Origin of the sequence: Streptomyces sp. WAC 04229 (assembly GCF_003947455.1) — a bacterium.
Taxonomy (GTDB): domain Bacteria; phylum Actinomycetota; class Actinomycetes; order Streptomycetales; family Streptomycetaceae; genus Streptomyces.
Window position 1 is genome coordinate 1 of record NZ_QHJH01000037.1, and the last position, 19,717, is coordinate 19,717.

At 72.0% G+C, this 19,717-nt stretch carries 23 protein-coding genes; 13 read left to right on the top strand and 10 right to left on the bottom strand.

Features of this window, described 5'->3' with window-relative positions:
• Nucleotides 1-25: 25 nt before the first annotated feature.
• On the bottom strand, nt 26-526 hold the full coding sequence (locus tag DMH12_RS13390) for a hypothetical protein (RefSeq protein WP_185832303.1): 501 nt from the start codon (nt 524-526) through the stop codon (nt 26-28).
• Nucleotides 527-633: 107 nt separating this feature from the next.
• Complete coding sequence (gene miaA / locus DMH12_RS13395) at nt 634-1,572, bottom strand: tRNA (adenosine(37)-N6)-dimethylallyltransferase MiaA (protein WP_125491796.1); 939 nt, start codon at nt 1,570-1,572, stop codon at nt 634-636.
• 183 nt (nt 1,573-1,755) lie between these two features.
• On the opposite strand from miaA, the gene DMH12_RS13400 reads away from it, so the two are divergent.
• Nucleotides 1,756-2,031: a hypothetical protein gene (locus DMH12_RS13400; RefSeq protein ID WP_125491797.1), complete on the top strand. Its 276-nt coding sequence runs from the start codon at nt 1,756-1,758 to the stop codon at nt 2,029-2,031.
• A 24-nt stretch (nt 2,032-2,055) separates the two neighbouring features.
• Entirely contained in the window at nt 2,056-2,346 is a 291-nt protein-coding gene (locus DMH12_RS13405) for an antitoxin (protein WP_125491798.1), read from the top strand.
• A 109-nt stretch (nt 2,347-2,455) separates the two neighbouring features.
• Here DMH12_RS13405 and DMH12_RS13410 read toward each other — a convergent pair whose 3' ends face one another.
• The 4 genes from DMH12_RS13410 to DMH12_RS13425 all read right to left on the bottom strand — a co-directional run bounded on the left by DMH12_RS13410 (nt 2,456) and on the right by DMH12_RS13425 (nt 6,542).
• Nucleotides 2,456-3,178, bottom strand: a complete 723-nt coding sequence (locus tag DMH12_RS13410; protein ID WP_125491799.1) for a class III extradiol dioxygenase subunit B-like domain-containing protein — start codon at nt 3,176-3,178, stop codon at nt 2,456-2,458.
• A 49-nt stretch (nt 3,179-3,227) separates the two neighbouring features.
• On the bottom strand, nt 3,228-4,745 hold the full coding sequence (gene miaB, locus DMH12_RS13415; RefSeq protein ID WP_122618519.1) for a tRNA (N6-isopentenyl adenosine(37)-C2)-methylthiotransferase MiaB: 1,518 nt from the start codon (nt 4,743-4,745) through the stop codon (nt 3,228-3,230).
• 67 nt (nt 4,746-4,812) lie between these two features.
• On the bottom strand, nt 4,813-5,472 hold the full coding sequence (locus DMH12_RS13420; RefSeq protein ID WP_114529561.1) for a response regulator transcription factor: 660 nt from the start codon (nt 5,470-5,472) through the stop codon (nt 4,813-4,815).
• Complete coding sequence (locus DMH12_RS13425) at nt 5,472-6,542, bottom strand: sensor histidine kinase (protein WP_125491800.1); 1,071 nt, start codon at nt 6,540-6,542, stop codon at nt 5,472-5,474. The genes DMH12_RS13420 and DMH12_RS13425 overlap by 1 nt, the downstream gene beginning before the upstream one ends.
• A gap of 102 nt (nt 6,543-6,644) precedes the next feature.
• Here DMH12_RS13425 and DMH12_RS13430 point away from each other — a divergent pair, with 102 nt between their 5' ends.
• On the top strand, nt 6,645-7,130 hold the full coding sequence (locus DMH12_RS13430; protein WP_125491801.1) for a cation:proton antiporter regulatory subunit: 486 nt from the start codon (nt 6,645-6,647) through the stop codon (nt 7,128-7,130).
• Nucleotides 7,131-7,134: 4 nt separating this feature from the next.
• Nucleotides 7,135-8,373 carry a cation:proton antiporter gene (locus DMH12_RS13435; RefSeq protein WP_125491802.1) on the top strand — a complete coding sequence of 413 codons (1,239 nt, stop codon included), beginning with the start codon at nt 7,135-7,137 and terminating at the stop codon, nt 8,371-8,373.
• 35 nt (nt 8,374-8,408) lie between these two features.
• Here the strand turns inward: DMH12_RS13435 and DMH12_RS13440 are convergent, their stop codons facing one another.
• Nucleotides 8,409-8,903 carry a MazG nucleotide pyrophosphohydrolase domain-containing protein gene (locus tag DMH12_RS13440; protein ID WP_125491803.1) on the bottom strand — a complete coding sequence of 165 codons (495 nt, stop codon included), beginning with the start codon at nt 8,901-8,903 and terminating at the stop codon, nt 8,409-8,411.
• A gap of 105 nt (nt 8,904-9,008) precedes the next feature.
• On the opposite strand from DMH12_RS13440, the gene DMH12_RS13445 reads away from it, so the two are divergent.
• Nucleotides 9,009-10,004 carry a TAXI family TRAP transporter solute-binding subunit gene (locus DMH12_RS13445; protein WP_125491804.1) on the top strand — a complete coding sequence of 332 codons (996 nt, stop codon included), beginning with the start codon at nt 9,009-9,011 and terminating at the stop codon, nt 10,002-10,004.
• A 12-nt stretch (nt 10,005-10,016) separates the two neighbouring features.
• Here DMH12_RS13445 and DMH12_RS13450 read toward each other — a convergent pair whose 3' ends face one another.
• Both DMH12_RS13450 and DMH12_RS13455 read right to left on the bottom strand, forming a co-directional pair.
• Entirely contained in the window at nt 10,017-11,462 is a 1,446-nt protein-coding gene (locus tag DMH12_RS13450) for a HAMP domain-containing sensor histidine kinase (RefSeq protein WP_125491805.1), read from the bottom strand.
• Between the two features lie 9 nt (nt 11,463-11,471).
• On the bottom strand, nt 11,472-12,158 hold the full coding sequence (locus DMH12_RS13455; RefSeq protein ID WP_125491806.1) for a response regulator transcription factor: 687 nt from the start codon (nt 12,156-12,158) through the stop codon (nt 11,472-11,474).
• A 296-nt stretch (nt 12,159-12,454) separates the two neighbouring features.
• Between DMH12_RS13455 and DMH12_RS13460 the strand changes: the two genes are divergently transcribed.
• From DMH12_RS13460 to DMH12_RS13490, 8 genes are all read left to right on the top strand, one after another.
• On the top strand, nt 12,455-13,231 hold the full coding sequence (locus DMH12_RS13460) for an amino acid ABC transporter ATP-binding protein (RefSeq protein WP_125491807.1): 777 nt from the start codon (nt 12,455-12,457) through the stop codon (nt 13,229-13,231).
• 59 nt (nt 13,232-13,290) lie between these two features.
• Complete coding sequence (locus tag DMH12_RS13465; protein ID WP_122618526.1) at nt 13,291-14,127, top strand: glutamate ABC transporter substrate-binding protein; 837 nt, start codon at nt 13,291-13,293, stop codon at nt 14,125-14,127.
• A gap of 85 nt (nt 14,128-14,212) precedes the next feature.
• Nucleotides 14,213-14,878, top strand: a complete 666-nt coding sequence (locus DMH12_RS13470; RefSeq protein WP_125491808.1) for an amino acid ABC transporter permease — start codon at nt 14,213-14,215, stop codon at nt 14,876-14,878.
• Nucleotides 14,875-15,762: an amino acid ABC transporter permease gene (locus tag DMH12_RS13475; protein WP_125491809.1), complete on the top strand. Its 888-nt coding sequence runs from the start codon at nt 14,875-14,877 to the stop codon at nt 15,760-15,762. Before DMH12_RS13470 ends, DMH12_RS13475 begins: the two co-directional genes overlap by 4 nt.
• 184 nt (nt 15,763-15,946) lie before the next feature.
• Nucleotides 15,947-17,572, top strand: a complete 1,626-nt coding sequence (locus tag DMH12_RS13480; RefSeq protein ID WP_125491833.1) for an FAD-dependent monooxygenase — start codon at nt 15,947-15,949, stop codon at nt 17,570-17,572.
• An 85-nt stretch (nt 17,573-17,657) separates the two neighbouring features.
• Entirely contained in the window at nt 17,658-17,729 is a 72-nt protein-coding gene (locus DMH12_RS40240; RefSeq protein WP_309544753.1) for a putative leader peptide, read from the top strand.
• Between the two features lie 87 nt (nt 17,730-17,816).
• On the top strand, nt 17,817-18,356 hold the full coding sequence (locus DMH12_RS13485; RefSeq protein ID WP_260474206.1) for a cysteine dioxygenase: 540 nt from the start codon (nt 17,817-17,819) through the stop codon (nt 18,354-18,356).
• Nucleotides 18,353-18,751 carry a rhodanese-like domain-containing protein gene (locus DMH12_RS13490; protein ID WP_125491811.1) on the top strand — a complete coding sequence of 133 codons (399 nt, stop codon included), beginning with the start codon at nt 18,353-18,355 and terminating at the stop codon, nt 18,749-18,751. The genes DMH12_RS13485 and DMH12_RS13490 overlap by 4 nt, the downstream gene beginning before the upstream one ends.
• 189 nt (nt 18,752-18,940) lie before the next feature.
• Here DMH12_RS13490 and recX read toward each other — a convergent pair whose 3' ends face one another.
• On the bottom strand, nt 18,941-19,717 hold the full coding sequence (gene recX, locus DMH12_RS13495; RefSeq protein ID WP_125491812.1) for a recombination regulator RecX: 777 nt from the start codon (nt 19,715-19,717) through the stop codon (nt 18,941-18,943).

Genomic DNA, 19,717 nt, shown 5'->3' on the forward strand with positions numbered 1-19,717 from the left:
GCGGGAGGGCGTGCGGGCGGGGGTCTCAGCCCCGCAGACGGGCCACCCGCCACACGGCCAGGACGACGATCGCGGCCACCGCCAGGGCGTAGACGGTGATCATCCGCCAGTCGGCACGGCGTCCGGATCCGCGCTGCGGGAGGCCGGGCCAGGTGTAGCCGACGCGGCGGGCGGCCATCATGCCCCAGCCGGCCGCGCACGAGCAGATCAGCAGACCCAGCATGGCGATCACGGCGCCGCTGTCGCCGAAGTCGAAGGCGAGCGGGAAGGCGAACATCAGGGAGCCGAGGGCGGCCAGGCAGACGATGGGCGCGAGCTGCCAGAGCCGCAGTCGCCGCTGGGGCCGCAGCTCGACCTCGACCTCGTCCCCGTACATCTCGTCGGGCTCGGGGCCGTCGGCCGCCACGCCCTGCGGGGTCTCGTCGGGGCCGTCGGGGCTCAGGGCGGGTCCGTCCGGCTCCGGGCCACCGGGGCCGACGATGCCGTGCTCGGTGCTCGGTGCGGTGTCGCGAGGGCCGGCCTCCATCGCCACGCGCCCTCCCAACTAGGACTCACTCGGTCGATCGAAGCTCGATGATGGCACGCCGTCGGAGGCCGGGATGACGGCCGGGGCGTCCCGATGCCATCACGTGATCAGGCTGTAACCGGTCGTTCGACCAACGACAGGGCGAGCCGCGGAAGTTCCGTGCGATCCGCCACACCCCCACTCAACCAGTGCACCCGCGGGTCGCGCCTGAACCATGAATCCTGACGGCGCGCGAAGCGCTTGGTGGCACGGACGGTCTCTGCGCGCGCCTCGTCGAGCGTGCAGTCACCGGCGAGCGCCGTGAGCACCTGCTGGTAGCCGAGCGCGCGCGACGCCGTACGCCCCTCGCGCAACCCGCGCGCCTCGAGTGCGCGCACTTCCTCGACCAGTCCCGCCTCCCACATCCGGTCGACGCGGCGGGCGATGCGCTCGTCCAGTTCGGGGCGTGCCACGTCGACGCCGATCTGCACGGTGTCGTAGACGAAGTCGTGACCGGGGAGGTTGGCGGTGAAGGGGCGGCCGGTGATCTCGATCACCTCGAGCGCCCGCACGATCCGGCGGCCGTTGCCGGGGAGGATGGCCCGCGCGGCCTCCGGGTCGGCAGCGGCGAGCCGGGTGTGCAGCACCCCCGAGCCCTGCTCGGCGAGTTCCTGCTCCAGCCGGGCCCTGACCTCGGGGTCGGTGCCGGGGAACTCCAGGTTGTCGACGGCGCCGCGGACGTAGAGGCCGGAGCCGCCGACGAGGACGGGCCAGCGCCCCTCGGCGAGCAGGGCGTCGATCCGCTCCCGGGCCAGCCGCTGGTACTCGGCGACGGACGCCGCGACCGTCACGTCCCAGATGTCGAGGAGATGGTGCGGGACGCCGCCGCGTTCCCCGGGTGTCAGTTTGGCGGTGCCGATGTCCATCCCCCGGTAGAGCTGCATGGAGTCGGCGTTGACGACCTCGCCGCCCAGCCGCTGGGCCAGGAAGACGCCCAGATCGGACTTTCCGGCCGCGGTGGGTCCGACTACGGCGATGACACGGGGGGCGGAGGGTGCGCTGCTCACCGCACCAGTCTCGCAAACCCCGCGCCTCGCCCTCGAACGAGTTACGTGACGGTGCGCGGCCGAGGTCGTTGCCCGTTGCGAGGTTCCCGCTCCCCGGACGGCCGGGGCGATGGCCCCGGCCACGCAGTCGGACGCACCGGATGCCGCGGGATTTCGCCCGCACGAGTAACGTATGGAGTTGAAATGGGCGTTTTTGCACGGCTTCTCCGGAAGTCGAAGAACACCGAGGAGGCGTCGGCCGCCGAGACCGGGGCCGACGGCACGGAGACCGAGCGGGCCGCGGAGGAGACCCCGGCGGAGGCCGCGGAGACGGCCGAGTCCGGCCCTCGGAACACCGCGGAGACCGACGAGGCCGCCACGGCCCCCGAGGCCGCCGACTCGGACGGTGTCGGCATTCCCAAGCAGCAGTCCGCCGGGGAGGCCGTCGACAACGAGGCCGACAAGGGCGCCCGCACCTGACCGCCCCGTGAGGGAAGGCGAACCATGGGTCTCCTGGACAACTTGAAGGCCAGACTCGGACCGGCGAAGGGCAAGGTCTCCGACCTCGCGCAGCAGCACGAGGACAAGATCGATCGCGGCCTCGACAAGATGGCGCGGACCGTCGACGAGAAGACCAAGGGCAAGTACAGCGACCGGATCCAGACCGGCACGGGCAAGGCCAAGGGTGCCGTGGAGCGTCTCGCCCACAAGGACGAGGGAACGGGCGGAGGCGGCGGTACGCCGGGCAGCACCCCGGGCGGTCCGCCGCCGGCCGGACCACCTCCGGCCTCCTGACCGGTCACACCGGCGGGTCACCCCCGCGTCGGCGGACGGTCACGGAGCGGATCAGCGCGTCGGCTGAGCGGCTCCGTGGCCGTCCGCCGACGCGCTGCCTCTACTACGACTACGACCACGCGGCCGTGACATACCCCACCCCGTACGGAGCGTCCTCGTACAGCAGCGTGCCCGACAGGCCCGTTCCCCCGGCCGCGCCCGCGAGGACCTGCCAGGGAGCACGGCCGGACACCTTCAGCTCACGGGCGAGGCCCACGTCCAGCCCGGCGAGGGCGGTCGCGTCGGCCGCGCCCAGTGCGCGCCCCGCCGCCGCGTCGAAGGGCGCCGCCCGCTCGTCGAGGTAGCCGGGCGCCTTGAGCGTGCGGCACGCGCTGGCGTCGCCCAGCACCAGCAGCGCCATCCGCCCGGCCCGCCCGGCGAGGTCCCGGCCGACGGCGGCGCACCGCTCGGCGGGAAGGTCCTCCCCCACTCCGACGCCTTCGACGGGCGCGTGGGACCAGCCGGTACGCGCGAGCAGCCAGGCCCCGACGGCGAAGCCGTACGGCAATTCGACCCCGGTCGCCGGCGTGGCCGCCCCGGTGTCCGGGCCCAGCCGCACGTCCAGGTCCACGCCGAAGCCGCGGAACGAGCCCGGCGTCCCCTGCGGGTAGATCTCCGGCCCGGCCGAGTCCGCGGGTCCGACCACCACGAGCCGGTCGGGCCGGGCGGCGGCGAGCACGCCCAGCGCGTCCGTGCACGCCGCGCGGGCGGCGTCCAGCTCGGGTGCGGCGCCCGCGGCGACCTCCGGGACGAGGAGCGGCGGGCAGGGGCAGACGGCGGCGGCGACAAGCATGATCGGCAGCGTAACCCCGCGCCCCGCCCGGGGTCGCACTCCCTCGCGGTCAGTCGCAGCCGCAGCCGCTCGCCACCGCCGGCTGGGGCTCGGGCACGCCGATCTTGGGCAGGCCGAGCATCACGCCCGCGGGCTTGGCCTGGTCGGCCGCGTTGCGCTTCTCCCAGGCGTCGCCCGCGCGGGTGCGGCGCACGTCGAGGACCGCGCCCTCGGCGAGGAGGTGGTGGGGTGCGGCGTAGGTGATCTCGACCGTCACCACGTCGCCCGGCCGGACCTCCTGGCCGGGCTTGGTGAAGTGCACCAGGCGGTTGTCGGGGGCGCGGCCGGAGAGGCGGTGGGTGGTGCCGTCCTTCCGGCCCTCGCCCTCGGCGACCATCAGCTCCAGGGTGCGGCCGACCTGCTTCTTGTTCTCCTCCCAGGAGATCTCCTCCTGGAGGGCGACGAGGCGCTCGTAGCGCTCCTGGACGACCGCCTTGGGGATCTGGCCGTCCATCTCGGCGGCCGGGGTGCCGGGCCGCTTGGAGTACTGGAAGGTGTACGCCTGGGCGAACCGGGCCTCGCGCACCACGTGCAGGGTCTGCTCGAAGTCCTCCTCGGTCTCGCCGGGGAAGCCCACGATGATGTCGGTGGTGATCGCCGCGTGCGGGATGGCGGCCCGTACCTTCTCGATGATCCCCAGGTAGCGCTCCTGCCGGTAGGAGCGGCGCATCGCCTTCAGCACCGGGTCGGAGCCGGACTGGAGCGGCATGTGCAGCTGCGGCATGGCGTTCGGCGTCTCGGCCATGGCGGCGATGACGTCGTCGGTGAAGTCGCGCGGGTGCGGTGAGGTGAAGCGGACGCGCTCCAGGCCGTCGATGCTCCCGCAGGCGCGCAGCAGCTTGCTGAACGCCTCGCGGTCGCCGATGTCGGAGCCGTAGGCGTTGACGTTCTGCCCGAGGAGGGTGATCTCCGAGACGCCCTCGGCGACCAGGGCCTCGACCTCGGCGAGGATGTCGCCGGGACGGCGGTCCTTCTCCTTGCCGCGCAGCGCCGGGACGATGCAGAAGGTACAGGTGTTGTTGCAGCCGACGGAGATGGAGACCCAGGCCGCGTAGGCGCTCTCGCGCCGGGTCGGCAGCGTGGACGGGAACGCCTCCAGGGACTCGGCGATCTCGACCTGCGCCTCCTCCTGCACGCGGGCGCGCTCCAGCAGGACCGGGAGCTTGCCGATGTTGTGCGTGCCGAAGACGACGTCCACCCAGGGGGCGCGCTTGACGATGGTGTCGCGGTCCTTCTGCGCGAGGCAGCCGCCGACCGCGATCTGCATCCCGGGGCGGCTCGCCTTCTTCGGGGCCAGGTGGCCGAGGTTGCCGTACAGCTTGTTGTCGGCGTTCTCCCGGACGGCGCAGGTGTTGAAGACGACGACGTCCGCGTCGCCGTCGGCGCCCTCGGCGGCGCGCACGTACCCCGCGTCCTCCAGCAGGCCGGACAATCGCTCGGAGTCGTGGACGTTCATCTGGCACCCGTAGGTGCGTACTTCGTAGGTGCGCGTGCCGCCCACTGTCTGGCTCCGGTCGATGCTGCTCATGGCAATAAGGGTAGGCGGTCGGCGGCGATGGCCCGGGCCGCCTGTGGACAACGCGGATCGGGGCTGGTCAGGGCTCGATCAGGCCCGCGCGGATCGCGTACCGGGTCAGCTCCAGGCGGTCGCGGACGCCCAGTTTCTGCAGCAGGTTGGCGCGGTGGCGTTCGACGGTCTTGGCGCTGATGAAGAGCAGTTCGCCGATCTCCTTGGAGGTGTGTCCCTCGGCGACGAGTTTGAGGATCTCCTCCTCGCGTTCCGTGATGGGCCGCTCCGGCAGGCCGCCGCCCCGGTCCATGCGGTCCAGGTAGGACCGGACGAGGGCCCGTTCGGCGCCGGGGTAGATGAACGGTTCGTCGCGCACGGCGGCCCGGCACGCCTCGACCAGGTCGCGGTCGGCGACGGACTTGAGGACGTATCCGCAGGCGCCGGCCTTGAGGGCCTCGAAGAAGTACTGCTCGTTGTCGTACATGGTCAGGATCAGGATGCGCAGCCCGGGCAGCCGTCGGGAGAGCTCGCGGGCCGCCTGGAGGCCGGTCATGCGGGGCATCGCGACGTCCAGGACGGCCAGGTCGACCTCGGTGGCCCGGGCCGCCGCGACCGCCTCGGCACCGTCACCGGCCTCGGCGACCACCGTGAGGTCGGGTTCGCCGTCCAGGATGAGGCGTACCCCGCGGCGTACGAGGGTGTGGTCGTCGGCGAGCAGGACGCGGATCGGGGGCCGTGCGGACATCAGGGGCTGTCTCCGGTTCGGTCTGCGGAACGCGCCCCGGGCGGGGCGGGGACGCGCAGGCGTACGTCGGTGCCCCCTCCGGGGGCGGGTTCGAAGTGGATCTCGGCTCCTATCAGCAGGGCACGCTCACGCATGCCCCGGATCCCGGCGCCCTCGACGGCCGTGCCGAGACCGGCGCCGTTGTCGCGGACGAGTAGTTCCACACCGTCGGCCAGCGGACGCAGGCTGAGCGCGGCGTGGTCGGCGGCGGCGTGCCGGGCGGTGTTGGTCAGGCCCTCCTGGGCGACCCGGTAGAGCACCAGTTCCGCCTCCGGGGCGAGCGGGGGCAGGTCGCCGGGGACGTGGTGCTCGACGGTCAGCTCGTGGTGGGTGAACTCGGCGGCGAGGGAGCGCAGCGCGCTGGGCAGGCCCAGTTCCTCCAGGACGCCGGGGCGCAGCCGGCGGGCGATGCGACGGATCTCGTCGAGGCCGGACCGGGTGGCCTCCTGCGCCAGCGACACCTCTTCGCGCAGCTCGCCGGGGACCCGGTCGGCGACCCGCTTGAGCTGGAGGAGGACGGCCGTGAGGGTCTGGCCGACCTCGTCGTGCAGTTCGCGGGCGATGCGGTGGCGTTCGCGTTCCTGGGCCTGGAGCGCACGCCCGGCGCCGGCCGCCCGTTCGGCCTGGAGCCGGTCCAGCATCGTGTTGTACGTGGCGATCAGTTCGGCCGCCTCGGCCGGTCCGGCGACCGCCGGGCGGGCGCCGTGCACCAGCAGGTCGGCGGTGGCCATGGCGTGGCCGAGCCGGTGCAGGGGGTTCAGGCCGATGCGCAGGACGACCGCGTTTCCGGCGAGCAGTGCCGCGAGGCCCGCGAGCAGGATCAGTGCCTCGCCGGGCAGGACCGGCGTCGAGACGGTGAGCGGTCCCAGGAGCAGGGCGGTGGCGACGAACAGGCCCGCGGCGTTGAGCGAGAAGATCCGCCAGAAGAGCGACACGGTCCTCTTTCCGCTCCTCCCGGCTTCCGCGCACGACACCGCCGCGGCCAGTCTCCGCGCCCGCGACCGGCCGCGTATATCCGTCACGACACCCATATCGCCACGGTACGTGCGGATGACAGCATGGCGGGGCCGTGAGCACGTCACGTACGTGCGGGAAGTGCGGCCAAGGAAGCAAGACGAATGAGGGGACAGCTCGTGTCAGCACCACGCCTGAGGGCGACGCCGCTGCCGGGTATCGGGGTCCAGTACGACCTGGAGACGCGCGCACACCGCCATCTGTCGGTGGTGGCACACCGCGACGGCGCCCGCACGGTGAACGTGTACCGGGACGACGATCCCGACTCGTGCGCCCACTCGCTGCGCCTGACCGGCCCCGAGGCGGGTGCCCTGATCGACGCGCTGAAGCCCTCGCACCACAGCGCCAGCCTGCTCTACACCACGGATCTGGGTCTGGTCGCCGAGCGGATCGAGGTGTCCGCCACCTCCCGCTGGAACGGGCGGCTCCTGGGCGAGACGTGCATGCGGACCGAGACCGGCGCGTCGATCGTGGCGGTGCTGCGGAGGGCCGAGGCGATCCCCTCGCCGGCGCCGGACTTCCGGCTCGTGGGTGGTGACACCTTGATCGTCATCGGCACCCGTGAGGGCGTCGACGCCGCCGCGGCGATACTCGGGCAGGAGTGAGCCGGTGCACTCCGCGGTCCTCCTGATCGAGTTCGGTTCCATCATCCTTGGGCTGGGGTTGCTCGGCCGGTTCGCCGGGCGCTACCGGCTCTCCCCCATCCCGCTGTACCTGCTGGCCGGTCTGGCCTTCGGCGAGGGCGGGCTGCTCCCGCTCGGCGCGAGCGAGGAGTTCGTCGCCACCGGCGCCGAGATCGGTGTCATCCTCCTGCTGCTGATGCTGGGCCTGGAGTACACGGCCAGCGACCTCGTCACGAACCTCAAGTCCCACTACCCGGCCGGCCTCGTCGACTGCGCGCTCAACGCGGTGCCGGGGGCGGTGGCCGCGCTGCTGCTGGGCTGGGGTCCGGTGGCGGCCGTCGTCCTCGCCGGCGTCACGTGGATCTCGTCGTCCGGTGTCATCGCGAAGGTGCTGGGCGATCTCGGCCGGGTCGGCAACCGCGAGACGCCGGTGATCCTCAGCGTGCTGGTCCTGGAGGACCTGGCGATGGCGGTGTACCTGCCGATCGTCACCGCGCTGGTCGCCGGCGCCGGGCTGATGACCGGCAGCATCACGCTGGCGGTCGCGCTGGCCGCGGCGGGGCTGGTGCTCTTCGTGGCGGTCCGCTACGGCCGGCTCATCTCGCGGTTCGTCTCCAGCGACGACCCGGAGAAGCTGCTGCTGGTGGTGCTCGGCCTGACGATCCTGGTCGCGGGTGTGGCGCAGCAGCTCCAGGTGTCGGCCGCGGTGGGCGCCTTCCTGGTGGGCATCGCGCTGTCCGGGGAGGTCGCGGAGGGCGCGCACACGCTTCTGAGCCCGCTGCGGGACCTGTTCGCCGCCGTGTTCTTCGTCTTCTTCGGCCTGCACACGGACCCGGCCAGCATTCCGCCGGTCCTGCTGCCGGCCCTCGCGCTGGCCCTGCTCACGGCGGTGACGAAGATCGCCACCGGGTACTGGGCGGCACGGCGCGCCGGGATCTCCGTCAAGGGCCGCTGGCGTGCGGGCGGGGCGCTGGTGGCGCGCGGCGAGTTCTCGATCGTCATCGCGGGTCTCGCGGTCTCGGCCGGAATCGAGCCGTCCCTGGGCCCGCTGGCCACGGCCTACGTCCTCATCCTGGTCGTCCTCGGCCCCCTCACCGCCCGCTTCACCGAGCCGCTGGGGATGCGCCTGTTCGGCCGCCGCGACCGTCCCGGCCACCCCGGCGGCGGCGCCCCCGACGGGGCGTCCCGGACGGCTACGGGGGCGGAGGCGACGGTCGGCGACTGACGGCGGGCTCAGCCGCGCGGGGCTCCGCGCGGGCGTCAGCCGCGCGGCGCCTCCGTCACGTCCGTTGTCTGCGGCGTCCCCGCCACGTCCGGGGTGCCCGCCCCGTCCGGGGTGCCCGCCGCGTCCGACGTCCGTGGCCTCCACCCCTGGCGGCGCAGGACGGCGGAGACGTCCGGTGCCTCGTAGTGGTCGCCCTTGAGGACCTTGCCGTCGGCGCGGCGGCTGACGCTGCCGTCGGGGCCGAGCTTGGTCATGTTGGAGCGGTGGATCTCGGCGATCACCTCGTCCAGGTCGATGCCGTGGACGAGGGCCGTGCCGTAGGCGACGTAGACGACGTCGGCCAGTTCGTGAGCGAGCCGGTCGAGGGGTCCCGTCACCGACACCTCCGCGACCTCGGCGGCCTCCTCGGCGAGCAGCTCGCCTCTGTGCGCCGCCAGGCCGGGCGAGACCTCGGTCGGGGCGCTGCGGGCGTCCAGCCCGAAGGCGAGGTGGAAGGCATGGACCAGGTCGGCGGGCGAGGTGTTGCTCATGCCGACGACTCTAGCGACCGCCACCGACAACGGTGCCGCGCTCTCGGGGCCGCGGTGTGAGTTCGGCCCTGGTCAGTGCCGGTGCGGGCTGGCAGGATCGGCCCCATGTCCACGCTGCTCTCCCGTATCGGCGGGCGCCGGGCCGCCCAGGGCGCGGTCGTCGGTGCCGTCGTGCTCGGGCTGCTGCTGTGGTGGCTGCTGCCGCTGGGTGAGAAGCCGCCGGGCGGCAGCATCACGTTCAGCACGGGCACCCGCGCGGGCGTCTACCAGAAGTACGGCGAGCTGCTGCGCTCCGAGCTGCGCAAGGACATGCCGGGTCTGGACGTGCGGCTGATGACCAGCGCGGGCTCGCAGGAGAACGTCGAGCGGGTCGCGTCCGGAGAGGCCGACTTCACGATCGCCGCGGCCGACGCGGTGGAGACGTACAAGCTGGCCGGCCGCCCCGGGGCGGAGGCGCTGCGGGGGGTCACCCGCCTCTACGACGACTACGTGCAGCTCGTGGTGCCCACCGACTCGGACATCCAGTCGGTCGCCGACCTGCGGGGCAAGCGGGTCGCGATAGGGCTGCCCAACTCGGGCGTACGGCTGATCGCCACCCGGCTCCTGAAGGCCGTCGGCATCGATCCGGAGACGGACATCACGCCACGCGCGGACGGCATCGACACCGGCCCCGGGCGGCTCGGCGGCGAACTGGACGCGTTCTTCTGGTCGGGCGGCGTGCCGACCGACGGGCTCAGGCAGATCGCGGAGACGTCCGCCTTCCGGTTCGTGCCGATCGGCGACGACCTCGTCACCGAGCTGCACGAGTCGGGCGGCGCGACCCGCTACTACCGCACCACCAACATGCCGGAGTCGGCCTACCCCACCGTGCAGAACGGCGCCGTGGTGCCCACCATGGCGGTGTCCAACCTGCTGGTGACCCGCGCGGACGTCGATCCGCGGCTCACCGAGTGGCTGACCCGGACCGTGCTGGACAGCCGCGACGGCATCGGGGCCCACGTCCACTCCGCGCAGCTGGTGGATCTGCGCACGGCTATCTACACCGACCCGCTGGAGCTGCACGAGGGCGCCCGGCGCTACTACCGGTCGGTCAAGCCGTAGGCGCCCTGCCGCCTATCGGCCACCGGAGCCGTAGGGGCGCTCGGGCTCCTTGGGCACCGTGCCCGTCCTCGGCACCGTGACGGTGACCTCCAGGCCGTGCGGCGCGTGGTGGCCGAAGGAGATCGAGCCGTCGCCCGCCGCGAGCAGCGCCCGGCAGATGGACAGTCCGAGCCCCGACCCCTTGATGTTCTGGTGCCGGCCGCTGCGCCAGAAGCGGTCGCCCACGCGCGCGAGCTCCTCGTCGGTGAGCCCGGGGCCGTTGTCGGTGACGACGACGGTGGCGGCGTCCCCGGTGGAGGCGACCTCGACCCGGACGGTCTCCTCCGGCGGCGTGAACTTCACCGCGTTGTCGATGACCGCGTCCAGGGCGCTGGAGAGGGCCACCGGGTCGGCCCAGCCCGTGGTCGGCGGACACTCCCCCACCAGCCGTACGCCCTTGGCCTCGGCCGTCGGCGCCCAGGCCGCCACCCGCTCGGCGGCCAGCGCGCCGACGTCGGTGACCTTCAGGTCGGCCTGGCTGTGCTCGGCCAGCGCCAGGTCGAGCAGGTCGTCCAGGACCCGGGCCAGGCGTTTGCCCTCGGTCTGGACGGAGGCGATCTCCTCGTTGCCCTCCGGCAGTTCCAGGGCGAGCAGTTCGATGCGCAGCAGCAGGGCCGCGAGCGGGTTGCGCAACTGGTGCGAGGCGTCGGCGACGAAGGCGCGCTGCTGCTCCAGCACGTCCTCCACGTGGTCGGCCATCTCGTTGAACGACCCGGCGAGGCGTCTCAGCTCCGGCGGCCCGCCGGCCGGCGCGACCCGGGACTTGAGCCGCCCGGTGGCGATGTCGTGGGTGGTGGCGTCGAGGACCCGCACGGGCTTGAGCACCCAGCCGGTCAGCCGGAGCGCGGCGCCGACGGCGAGCAGCATCGCGGCGATCTCACCGGCGCCGATCACCAGCCAGCCGCGCAGGGTGCTCGACCGCATCGAGTCGGTCGGCGACTCCGTCACGACGACCGCGACCACGTCGCCGTCCCGGATGACGGGCGAGGCCACCACGAGTTGTCCGTCCTGCCACGGCCACACCTGTCGCGGGTCGTGACTGCGCCGGCTCAGCAGCGCCTCGTCGAAGGAGTCGCGTACCTCGCCGGTCTGCGGCAGGAACCAGGTGGTCGGGGCGTTGGCCATCGGGATGTGGTTGCGGTAGAAGACGCCCGCCTTGATGCCGTAGACCTCGTAGTAGCTGGTCAGCTCGGCCTGGAGGGTCTCCAGGCGTTCGTCCGTGCTGGTCGGGCGGGAGCCGCCCGGCGCGTCCTCGGTGACGAACTGGGCGAGCGCGGCGAAGCGTGCGGTGTCGTCTATGCGGTCGATGACGACCTTCTGCTGCTCCGCGCGTGCGACGCTCACTCCGAGCGGAACGCCGAGCGCGAGCAGTACGGCCGCCATCAGGACGATGAGCAGCGGGAGCAGGCGTGTGCTCACCCGGCCCCGCTATCCGGTGGGCGCGACGAGGCGGTAGCCGACGCCGCGGACGGTCTCGATGAGCGCGGGCATGCGCAGCTTGGCGCGCAGGGAGGCGACGTGCACCTCCAGGGTGCGGCCGGTCCCCTCCCAGCTGGTCCGCCAGACCTCGCTGATGATCTGCTCCCGGCGGAACACCACGCCGGGTCGCTGGGCGAGCAGCGCGAGGAGGTCGAACTCCTTGCGGGTGAGCTGGACGACCGCTCCGTCCACGCTCACCTGACGTGTCGGCAGCTCGATGCGCAGCGCGCCGAGGCGCACCACCGTCTCGGTGCTCCCGGTGGCGTCCTCCTGGGCGGTGCGCCGGCTGACGGCGTGGATCCGGGCGAGCAGCTCCCCGGTGTCGTACGGCTTGACCACGTAGTCGTCGGCGCCGAGATTGAGGCCGTGGATGCGGGAGCGGACGTCGGAGCGGGCGGTGACCATGATGACCGGCGTGCTGGTGCGCTTGCGGATCTTGCCGCAGACCTCGTAGCCGTCCTGGTCGGGCAGGCCGAGGTCGAGCAGGACGACGCCGAAGCCGTCGACCTCCGGGACGAGCGCCTGGAGCGCCTCCTCGCCACTGCGCGCGTGGGTGACGTCGAAGCCGTGCCGTGCCAGGATCGCGGACAGGGCGGCGGCCACGTGGTTGTCGTCCTCGACGAGCAGCAGTCTCATCCGGGCTCCCTTCGGTTCATCGGCCGTACGCTCAGGACGCGTAGAAAGTGCGAAAGACGCGTGCACGCGCGTGCGCGCCTTGTGCAGTGACGCTGATGCGGAGGGACCGCGTCAAGAGGTCTCCGGTCGCGGCCGCTCGAAGTTATCCGGCCGATATGCGCCCTGCTCACAAGTGCTACGACTCGTGTCTGATTGCTATCGGATCGTGATGCTCAGATCTCCCTCAGATGTAGAGACGAAGAGTGTCCCCGGTCACTACTGTCCTCCGAAACCGAGGAGGACGGAGCCCGAGAGCGATGACCGAAGTATCGGTGGCCAAGGAAGACAAGGCCGCGACCGACGAACTGGTCGTCCTGAAGAGTGTCAACAAGCACTTCGGCGCGTTGCACGTGCTCCAGGACATCGACCTGACGATCACCCGCGGCGAAGTCGTCGTGGTCATCGGACCCTCCGGGTCCGGCAAGTCCACCCTGTGCCGCACCATCAACCGTCTGGAGACCATCGACTCCGGGTCGATCGCGATCGACGGCAGGCCGCTTCCCGCGGAGGGCAAGGAACTGGCCAGGCTCCGTGCCGACGTCGGCATGGTCTTCCAGTCCTTCAACCTCTTCGCGCACAAGACGGTGCTGGAGAACGTGACCCTGGGCCAGGTCAAGGTCCGCAAGGTCGACGCGAAGAAGGCCGAGGAGAAGGCCCGCGCGCTGCTCGACCGGGTCGGCGTGGGCGCCCAGGCGGACAAGTACCCCGCTCAGCTCTCCGGCGGTCAGCAGCAGCGCGTCGCCATCGCGCGGGCGCTGGCCATGGACCCGAAGGTCATGCTCTTCGACGAGCCGACGTCGGCTCTCGACCCCGAGATGATCAACGAGGTCCTGGAGGTCATGAAGCAGCTCGCGCGTGACGGCATGACCATGGTCGTGGTCACGCACGAGATGGGCTTCGCCCGCTCGGCGGCCAACCGCGTGGTGTTCATGGCCGACGGCCGCATCGTCGAAGAGGCGACGCCGGACCAGTTCTTCAGCAACCCGCGCAGCGACCGTGCCAAGGACTTCCTGTCGAAGATCCTGCACCACTGAGACCTCGTCTCCCGCGCCTGATCGTCAGATCGCCCGATCACAGCCAAAGGATGTTCACCATGAAGCTTCGCAAGGTCTCCGCCGCCTCGGCCGCCGTGCTCGCCCTCGCCCTGACCGCCACCGCGTGTGGCGGCGACGACAAGGACAGCGGCTCCTCCGGCGGTGATGGCAAGAAGATCACCATCGGCATCAAGTTCGACCAGCCCGGCCTCGGCCAGAAGACCCCGGACGGCTACGCCGGCTTCGACGTGGACGTCGCCACGTACGTCGCCAAGAAGCTCGGCTACACCGAGGACCAGATCGAGTGGAAGGAGTCGAAGAGCGCCGACCGCGAGACCATGCTGCAGCGCGGTGACGTCGACTTCATCGCCGCCACGTACTCGATCACCCCGGAGCGCCAGGAGAAGGTCGACTTCGCCGGGCCGTACCTGCTCGCCCACCAGGACGTGCTGATCCGCGCCGACGACGACAAGATCAAGTCGCCGGAGGACCTGAACGACGCGAAGCTCTGCTCGGTCACCGGGTCGACCTCGGCGCAGAACGTCAAGGACAAGCTGGCGCCCAAGGCCCAGCTCCAGCCGTACCCGACGTACTCGGCCTGCCTGCCCGGCCTGCAGAACGGCGCCATCGACGCGCTGACCACCGACGACTCCATCCTCGCCGGTTACGCCGCCCAGTCGCAGTTCAAGGGCAAGTTCAAGCTCGGCGGCTTCAAGCTGACGAACGAGAACTACGGCATCGGCGTCAAGAAGGGCAGCGACCTAAAGGACAAGATCAACACGGCCCTCGAAGAGATGGTCTCCGACAAGTCCTGGGACAAGGCCGTCGAGGACAACTTCGGCCCGGCGAACTACAAGAACGAGCCGGCGCCGAAGATCGGCGACATCAAGAGCTGAGGCCAGCGCCTGACGGGGTGCGCCGCCCCGAGGAGGGGCGGCGCACCGGGGGCGGGCATCCCTACACGCGGAAGCGCGGGAGATCGTGTTCGACTTTGTTAAGGATTACGACCTACTGGGAGCCTTCTGGACGACGGTGCAGCTCGCTGTGCTCTCGGCCGTCGGCTCCCTGATCTGGGGCACCGCACTGGCCGCCATGCGTGTCGGGCCGGTGCCACTGATGCGCGGCTTCGGGACCGCGTACGTGAACACCGTGCGGAACATCCCGCTGACCGTCATCATCCTGTTCACGTCGCTGGGCCTGAACCAGACGCTGAGTATCTCCCTCGGCGCGGACGACGTCGAGACGATCAACTTCCGGCTCGCCGTGCTCGGCCTGATCCTCTACACCTCGTCCTTCGTGTGCGAGGCCCTGCGCTCCGGCATCAACACGGTGCCGGTCGGACAGGCGGAGGCGGCACGGGCGATCGGGCTCAGCTTCGGACAGGTGCTGCGCCACGTGGTGCTGCCCCAGGCCTTCCGTTCCTCCGTCGTCCCCATGGCGAACGTACTGATCGCTCTCATCAAGAACACCACGGTGGCTGCCGCCATCGGTGTCGCCGAGGCGGCGCTCCTCATGAAGGAGATGATCGAGAACGAGGCACAGCTGCTGCTGATCTCCGCGGTCATCGCCTTCGGTTTCGTGGTCCTGACCCTGCCGACCGGCCTGTTCCTCGGTTGGCTGGGCAAGAAGGTGGCGGTGAAGCGATGAGTTCCGTTCTCTACGACGCGCAGGGCCCTCGTGCCAAGCGGCGCAACATCGTCTTCACCGCGGTCTTCATCGTGGCCCTCGCGGCCCTGCTGTGGTGGGTGTTCAGCACCCTCAACGACAAGGGCCAGCTGGAATGGGCCCTGTGGAAGCCGTTCTTCTCCGGCACCGAGGCCTGGTCCACGTACATCTGGCCGGGCCTGGAGAACACCCTCAAGGCCGCTGCCCTCGCAGTGATCATCGCCCTCCCGCTCGGCGCGGTCCTCGGTATCGCCCGGCTGTCGGACCACGTGTGGGTACGGATCCCGGCGACGGTCGTGGTCGAGTTCTTCCGGTCCATCCCCGTACTGGTCCTGATGATCTTCGGCCTCGCCCTGTTCGCCGAGTACACCAACGTAAGCTCGGACGACCGTCCGCTGTACGCCGTTGTCACGGGCCTGGTGCTGTACAACGCCTCCGTCCTCGCGGAGATCGTCCGGGCGGGCATCCTGGCTCTGCCCAAGGGCCAGTCCGAGGCCGCGATGGCGATCGGCCTGCGCAAGGGCCAGCTGATGCGGACCATCCTGCTGCCGCAGGCGGTCACCACGATGCTGCCGGCGATCGTCAGCCAGCTCGTCGTCATCCTGAAGGACACCGCGCTCGGCGGCGCGGTCCTCACCTTCCCCGAGCTGCTCGCCTCGGCCAACACGATGAGCGGCTACTACGGCGCCAACGTGATCGCGAGCTTCACCGTGGTCGCGGTCATCTACATCGCGCTCAACTTCATCCTCACGAGCTTCGCGAGCTGGCTGGAACGCCGACTGCGGCGGGCCAAGAAGTCCACCGGTGCCGTGCTCAAGGCGGACGACACGGAGGCCGTGGGAACCGGAACCGGCCGCACGACCTGACGCGCGAGGCGGTTGATCACTTCGTACGACCATCACGGAGGCAGTGGCATGATCGCCACTGCCTCCGTCACTTGACGCAAGCAGCGGCAATAGGTTGCATACGTTCTGTGACCGTGCACCCTGCTCCAACGTCCTGTTCACCTACGTCCCCCGGGACACCGCCACGGGCAGGGGGCGCCGCACCGTGGACCCGGTGATCATCACCGGAGCGGGGCCCGTCGGGCTCACGCTCGCCCTGGCGCTGGCGCGGCAGGAGGTGCCCTGTGTCGTCCTCGACGAAGGGCCCGGCAAGGACGAACCCCGCCCCGCCCGCACCGTCGTGCTCCGCCCGGAAGCCGTCGAGCTCATCGAGCGGCTGACCGGCGCATCCCTGACGGGGCTGGGTTCCCGTTGGGCCGGATGGCGGTCCGTGCGGCGCAAGCAGGTGATCCGCGAGGTCGAGTTCGGGGACGCGGAGCCGCCGCCGCTGCACCTCGCCCAGCACGAGTTGACCGAGGCCCTGCGCACGGCACTCGCCCGCGAGTCGTTGGCCAAGGTCGCGGTGGACAGCCGTCTGGACAGCGTCGAGCAGGAGAAGTCGGGCGTCACGGCGCACACCCGCGGCCCCGCCGGCACCTGGTGGCGCGGCAGCTACCTGGTCGGCTGCGACGGCCCCCGCTCGACCGTCCGCAAGCTCCAGGACATCCGCTTCCCCGGCCGTACGGCGGTGGAACGATACGCCGTCGCCGCGCTGCGCACCGAACTCCCCTGGGCCGACCAGGCATTGCTGCACCGGATGCCGCCGTGGCGGACGTCCGGTCCGTCGGCCGGTGAGGTCGTGGCCCGCCCCCTGCCGGACGGCGTCTGGCGTCTGGACTGGCTGCTGCCGCCCGGCAAGGACCTGGTCACGCCCGAGCTGCTGGTGAACCGCGTCCGCGAGACCCTGACCGGCTGGTCCGACGGCGCGCCCGCGGCGTACGAGCTGCTCGACACCGGCGTCCACACCGTCCACCACAGGCTGGCCCGGCGCTGGCGGGTGGGCCGCGTGCTGCTCGCCGGGGACGCCGCCCACCTGCTGGGTGCCCTGGGCACACAGGGCCTGGAGGAAGGGTTGCTGGACGCCGACAACCTCGCCTGGAAACTCGCCCTGGCCTGGCATCACGGGCCGCGCGAGGCGCTGCTCGACAGCTACCAGACCGAGCGGCGCGCGGCGATCGCCGCGCGGCTGCGCGCCGCCGACCAGGTGCTCCCGCTGCTGCGCGGGGGTGGCGGACTGCGTGCGTACGTCCCCGGGTCCTCCCGCGGACACGACACGCTGCTCGCCGACGGTCACCTGGGGCGCGGCGCGCTGGGCGCGCCGGGAACGTACGCCGACTCGCCCCTCGCCCCCGCGGACCTGGCCGGAGCGGCGGAGGTCGGCACGGCGCCCGGGTCGCCCGTCGCCGATGTGCGGGTCACGGCGGAGGACGGCACCTTCGTACAGCTGCGCGACCGGCTCGGGCGCGGGGCGCTCCTGGTGGTGCTGATCGCGCCGGGCACGGGGGTGTGGGAGCGCAGGCACTGGGTGACGGCCGGGATCATGCCCCGGCTGGCGGCGGCGGTGACGGCGCTGCCCCACCGGGCCGAGCTGCTGGTCGCCGAGAGCTATCCCGGTGCCGCCGCGCACACGGTGCTGCTGGTGCGGCCGGACGGTCACCTGGTCACGGCGCTGACCGGGGTGCGCCCGGCCGATCTGTACGCGGCCGCGGAGGCGACGCTGGGCGGGCCGACGGTCACGGCGGGTGCCGCGGCGGAGGAGGAGGGAGCGGGAGCTTCGACCGGTTCCCGCTGACCGGGCGGTCGTTTGTCCGCATGTTGACGGTGAGTTGACCGGTCCGCACCGTCATGGTCTACTCCGGACCGTGACCGACACCCGTGTGCGCCTGTGGCGGAGGGTCCATATGGACCTCGTCCGCTACGCGGGCTGCGTGTGTCGGCCGTCCTGCTGAATTCGCTCCCCTCTTCTTCGCGCGCCGCCGCCGTCGCCTGCCGACGGCTCGCCGCGCGCTCCCTCGCGAACTCCCAGGACGGTATCCGTGTCTGTCTCCTCCCCCGCCGCGGCCTCCCGCGCCGCGGCTCCGGCCGCTCCCACGCAGGCCGAACTCCTCGACTTCGCCCGGCGCACCGCCGCCGACGCCGCACTGATCGCCTCCCTGCCGCTCGACCCCGAGGGCCGCACCTGGGTGCGGCTGGAAGGGCCCGGTGGCAGCGAGGCGTGGCTGATCGGCTGGCCGCCCGGCACGGGCACCGGCTGGCACGACCACGCCGAGTCCGTGGGCGCCTTCGTGACCGCCGCGGGCGAGCTCAAGGAGAACGCGCTCGCCGCCCGCCTGCCCACCGACGGCTGGAAGACCCTGGAACTCGCCGACGACGTGGACCGGGAACGCCGGCTCCCGGCCGGCAAGGGGCGTGCCTTCGGCCGGCACCACGTGCACGAGGTGCTCAACGCGTCGCCCGACCGGCACGCGGTCTCCGTGCACGCCTACTACCCTCCCCTGCCGCAGATCCGCCGCTACAGCCGTGGTGGGCAGACCCTGCGCCTGGAGCAGGTCGAGCGCCCGGAGGACTGGCAGTGAGCGAGCCGACCGGGGTGGACGAGCTGCTGGAGCGGGTGCGCGCCGGGTACCGGCGGTTCGCTCCGCACGAGGCGTACGACGCCGCCGAGGCCGGTACGGCGCTGCTGGTGGACATCCGGTACGCCGCCCTGCGGGAGCGGGACGGCGTGATCCCCGGCGCTCTGGTGGTCGAGCGGAACGAGCTGGAGTGGCGGCTGGACCCGCGGGGCAGCCACCGGCTCCCCGAGGCCACGGACCACGACGTGCGGGTCGTCGTGGTGTGCAACGAGGGCTACGCCTCCAGCCTGGCGGCGGAGTCGCTGCACCGGCTCGGACTGCACCGGGCCACCGATCTGGTCGGCGGCTTCCAGGCCTGGCGCGCGGCGGGACTGCCGGTGACCGCCGCGGTTCAGTAGTCGACGGGGCGGTTCAGAGGCCGTGTCCGCGTTGCCCTGGGTGACGAGGCGGATCGGCGTGCGGGTCGGCCTTCTCCGCCGCCCTGCCTCGCAGCAGGGTGCGCCGGGCTGATCGGCGACGGCCCCGGCGTTGTCCGGCAGTGCGTCGGTGAAGCCGCCGACGGGCAGGTCGGCGGCGACCGTGACGCGTCAGAAGCCGTCCTCGCCGAGGAACTCCGTGTCCTCGCCCTCTTCCTCCAGTGCCTGGCGGACCACCCGAAGGGCCATGCCCTCCGGATAGCCCTTGCGGGCCAGCATGCCCGCGAGGCGGCGCAGCCTCTTGTCGCGGTCGAGCCCTCTGGTCGCCCGCAGCTTCCGTGCCACCAGCTCGCGTGCCGTCTCCTCCTCCTGTTCGGAGTCCAGCCGGGAGACCGCGGCGTCGATGAGTGTGCTGTCGACACCCTTCGTCCGCAGCTCCCTGGCGAGGGCGCGCCGGGCCAGACCGCGGCCGTGGTGCCGGGAGTCCACCCAGGCTTCCGCGAAGGCGCTGTCGTTGATCAGGCCGACCTCCTCGAACCTGGACAGCACCTCTTCGGCGGCCTCGTCGGGGATCTCCCGCTTGCGCAGGGCGTCGGCGAGCTGGCTGCGGGTACGCGGGGTCCCGGTCAGCAGGCGCAGACAGATCGCCCGTGCCTGCTCGACCGGGTCCCGCGGAGGCTCCCCCTTCTCGGCCCTCGACGAGGAAGTGGCACCTCCGTCCTCGGTGAACGGCTCCGCACGCCCGCGCCGCCGCCGCGTGCCGCCCGTCGCACGGGCCCGTCCGCCTCTCCGGCGCGCCTCGCCGTCATCTTGGCGCGCCCGGCCGCCGTCGGGTGGGCCGACGGCGGTCTGTTCCGTCTCGTACGGGGCCGCGGTCGCCCCGTACGCGCCGTCGCTCGTCCCGGCGGGGCCGTTGGCGTACTCGGCCCAGTCGGTTCGTCGTGTCAC

What these genes read in the sequence shown, in the direction of transcription:
- DMH12_RS13390 (WP_185832303.1), bottom strand. Translation starts at nt 526, where the DNA reads ATGGAGGCCGGCCCTCGCGACACCGCACCGAGCACCGAGCACGGCATC.
- DMH12_RS13400 (WP_125491797.1), top strand. Translation starts at nt 1,756, where the DNA reads ATGGGCGTTTTTGCACGGCTTCTCCGGAAGTCGAAGAACACCGAGGAG.
- DMH12_RS13405 (WP_125491798.1), top strand. Translation starts at nt 2,056, where the DNA reads ATGGGTCTCCTGGACAACTTGAAGGCCAGACTCGGACCGGCGAAGGGC.
- DMH12_RS13410 (WP_125491799.1), bottom strand. Translation starts at nt 3,178, where the DNA reads ATGCTTGTCGCCGCCGCCGTCTGCCCCTGCCCGCCGCTCCTCGTCCCG.
- miaB (WP_122618519.1), bottom strand. Translation starts at nt 4,745, where the DNA reads ATGAGCAGCATCGACCGGAGCCAGACAGTGGGCGGCACGCGCACCTAC.
- DMH12_RS13420 (WP_114529561.1), bottom strand. Translation starts at nt 5,472, where the DNA reads ATGTCCGCACGGCCCCCGATCCGCGTCCTGCTCGCCGACGACCACACC.
- DMH12_RS13425 (WP_125491800.1), bottom strand. Translation starts at nt 6,542, where the DNA reads ATGGGTGTCGTGACGGATATACGCGGCCGGTCGCGGGCGCGGAGACTG.
- DMH12_RS13440 (WP_125491803.1), bottom strand. Translation starts at nt 8,903, where the DNA reads ATGAGCAACACCTCGCCCGCCGACCTGGTCCATGCCTTCCACCTCGCC.
- DMH12_RS13445 (WP_125491804.1), top strand. Translation starts at nt 9,009, where the DNA reads ATGTCCACGCTGCTCTCCCGTATCGGCGGGCGCCGGGCCGCCCAGGGC.
- DMH12_RS13455 (WP_125491806.1), bottom strand. Translation starts at nt 12,158, where the DNA reads ATGAGACTGCTGCTCGTCGAGGACGACAACCACGTGGCCGCCGCCCTG.
- DMH12_RS13460 (WP_125491807.1), top strand. Translation starts at nt 12,455, where the DNA reads ATGACCGAAGTATCGGTGGCCAAGGAAGACAAGGCCGCGACCGACGAA.
- DMH12_RS13465 (WP_122618526.1), top strand. Translation starts at nt 13,291, where the DNA reads ATGAAGCTTCGCAAGGTCTCCGCCGCCTCGGCCGCCGTGCTCGCCCTC.
- DMH12_RS13475 (WP_125491809.1), top strand. Translation starts at nt 14,875, where the DNA reads ATGAGTTCCGTTCTCTACGACGCGCAGGGCCCTCGTGCCAAGCGGCGC.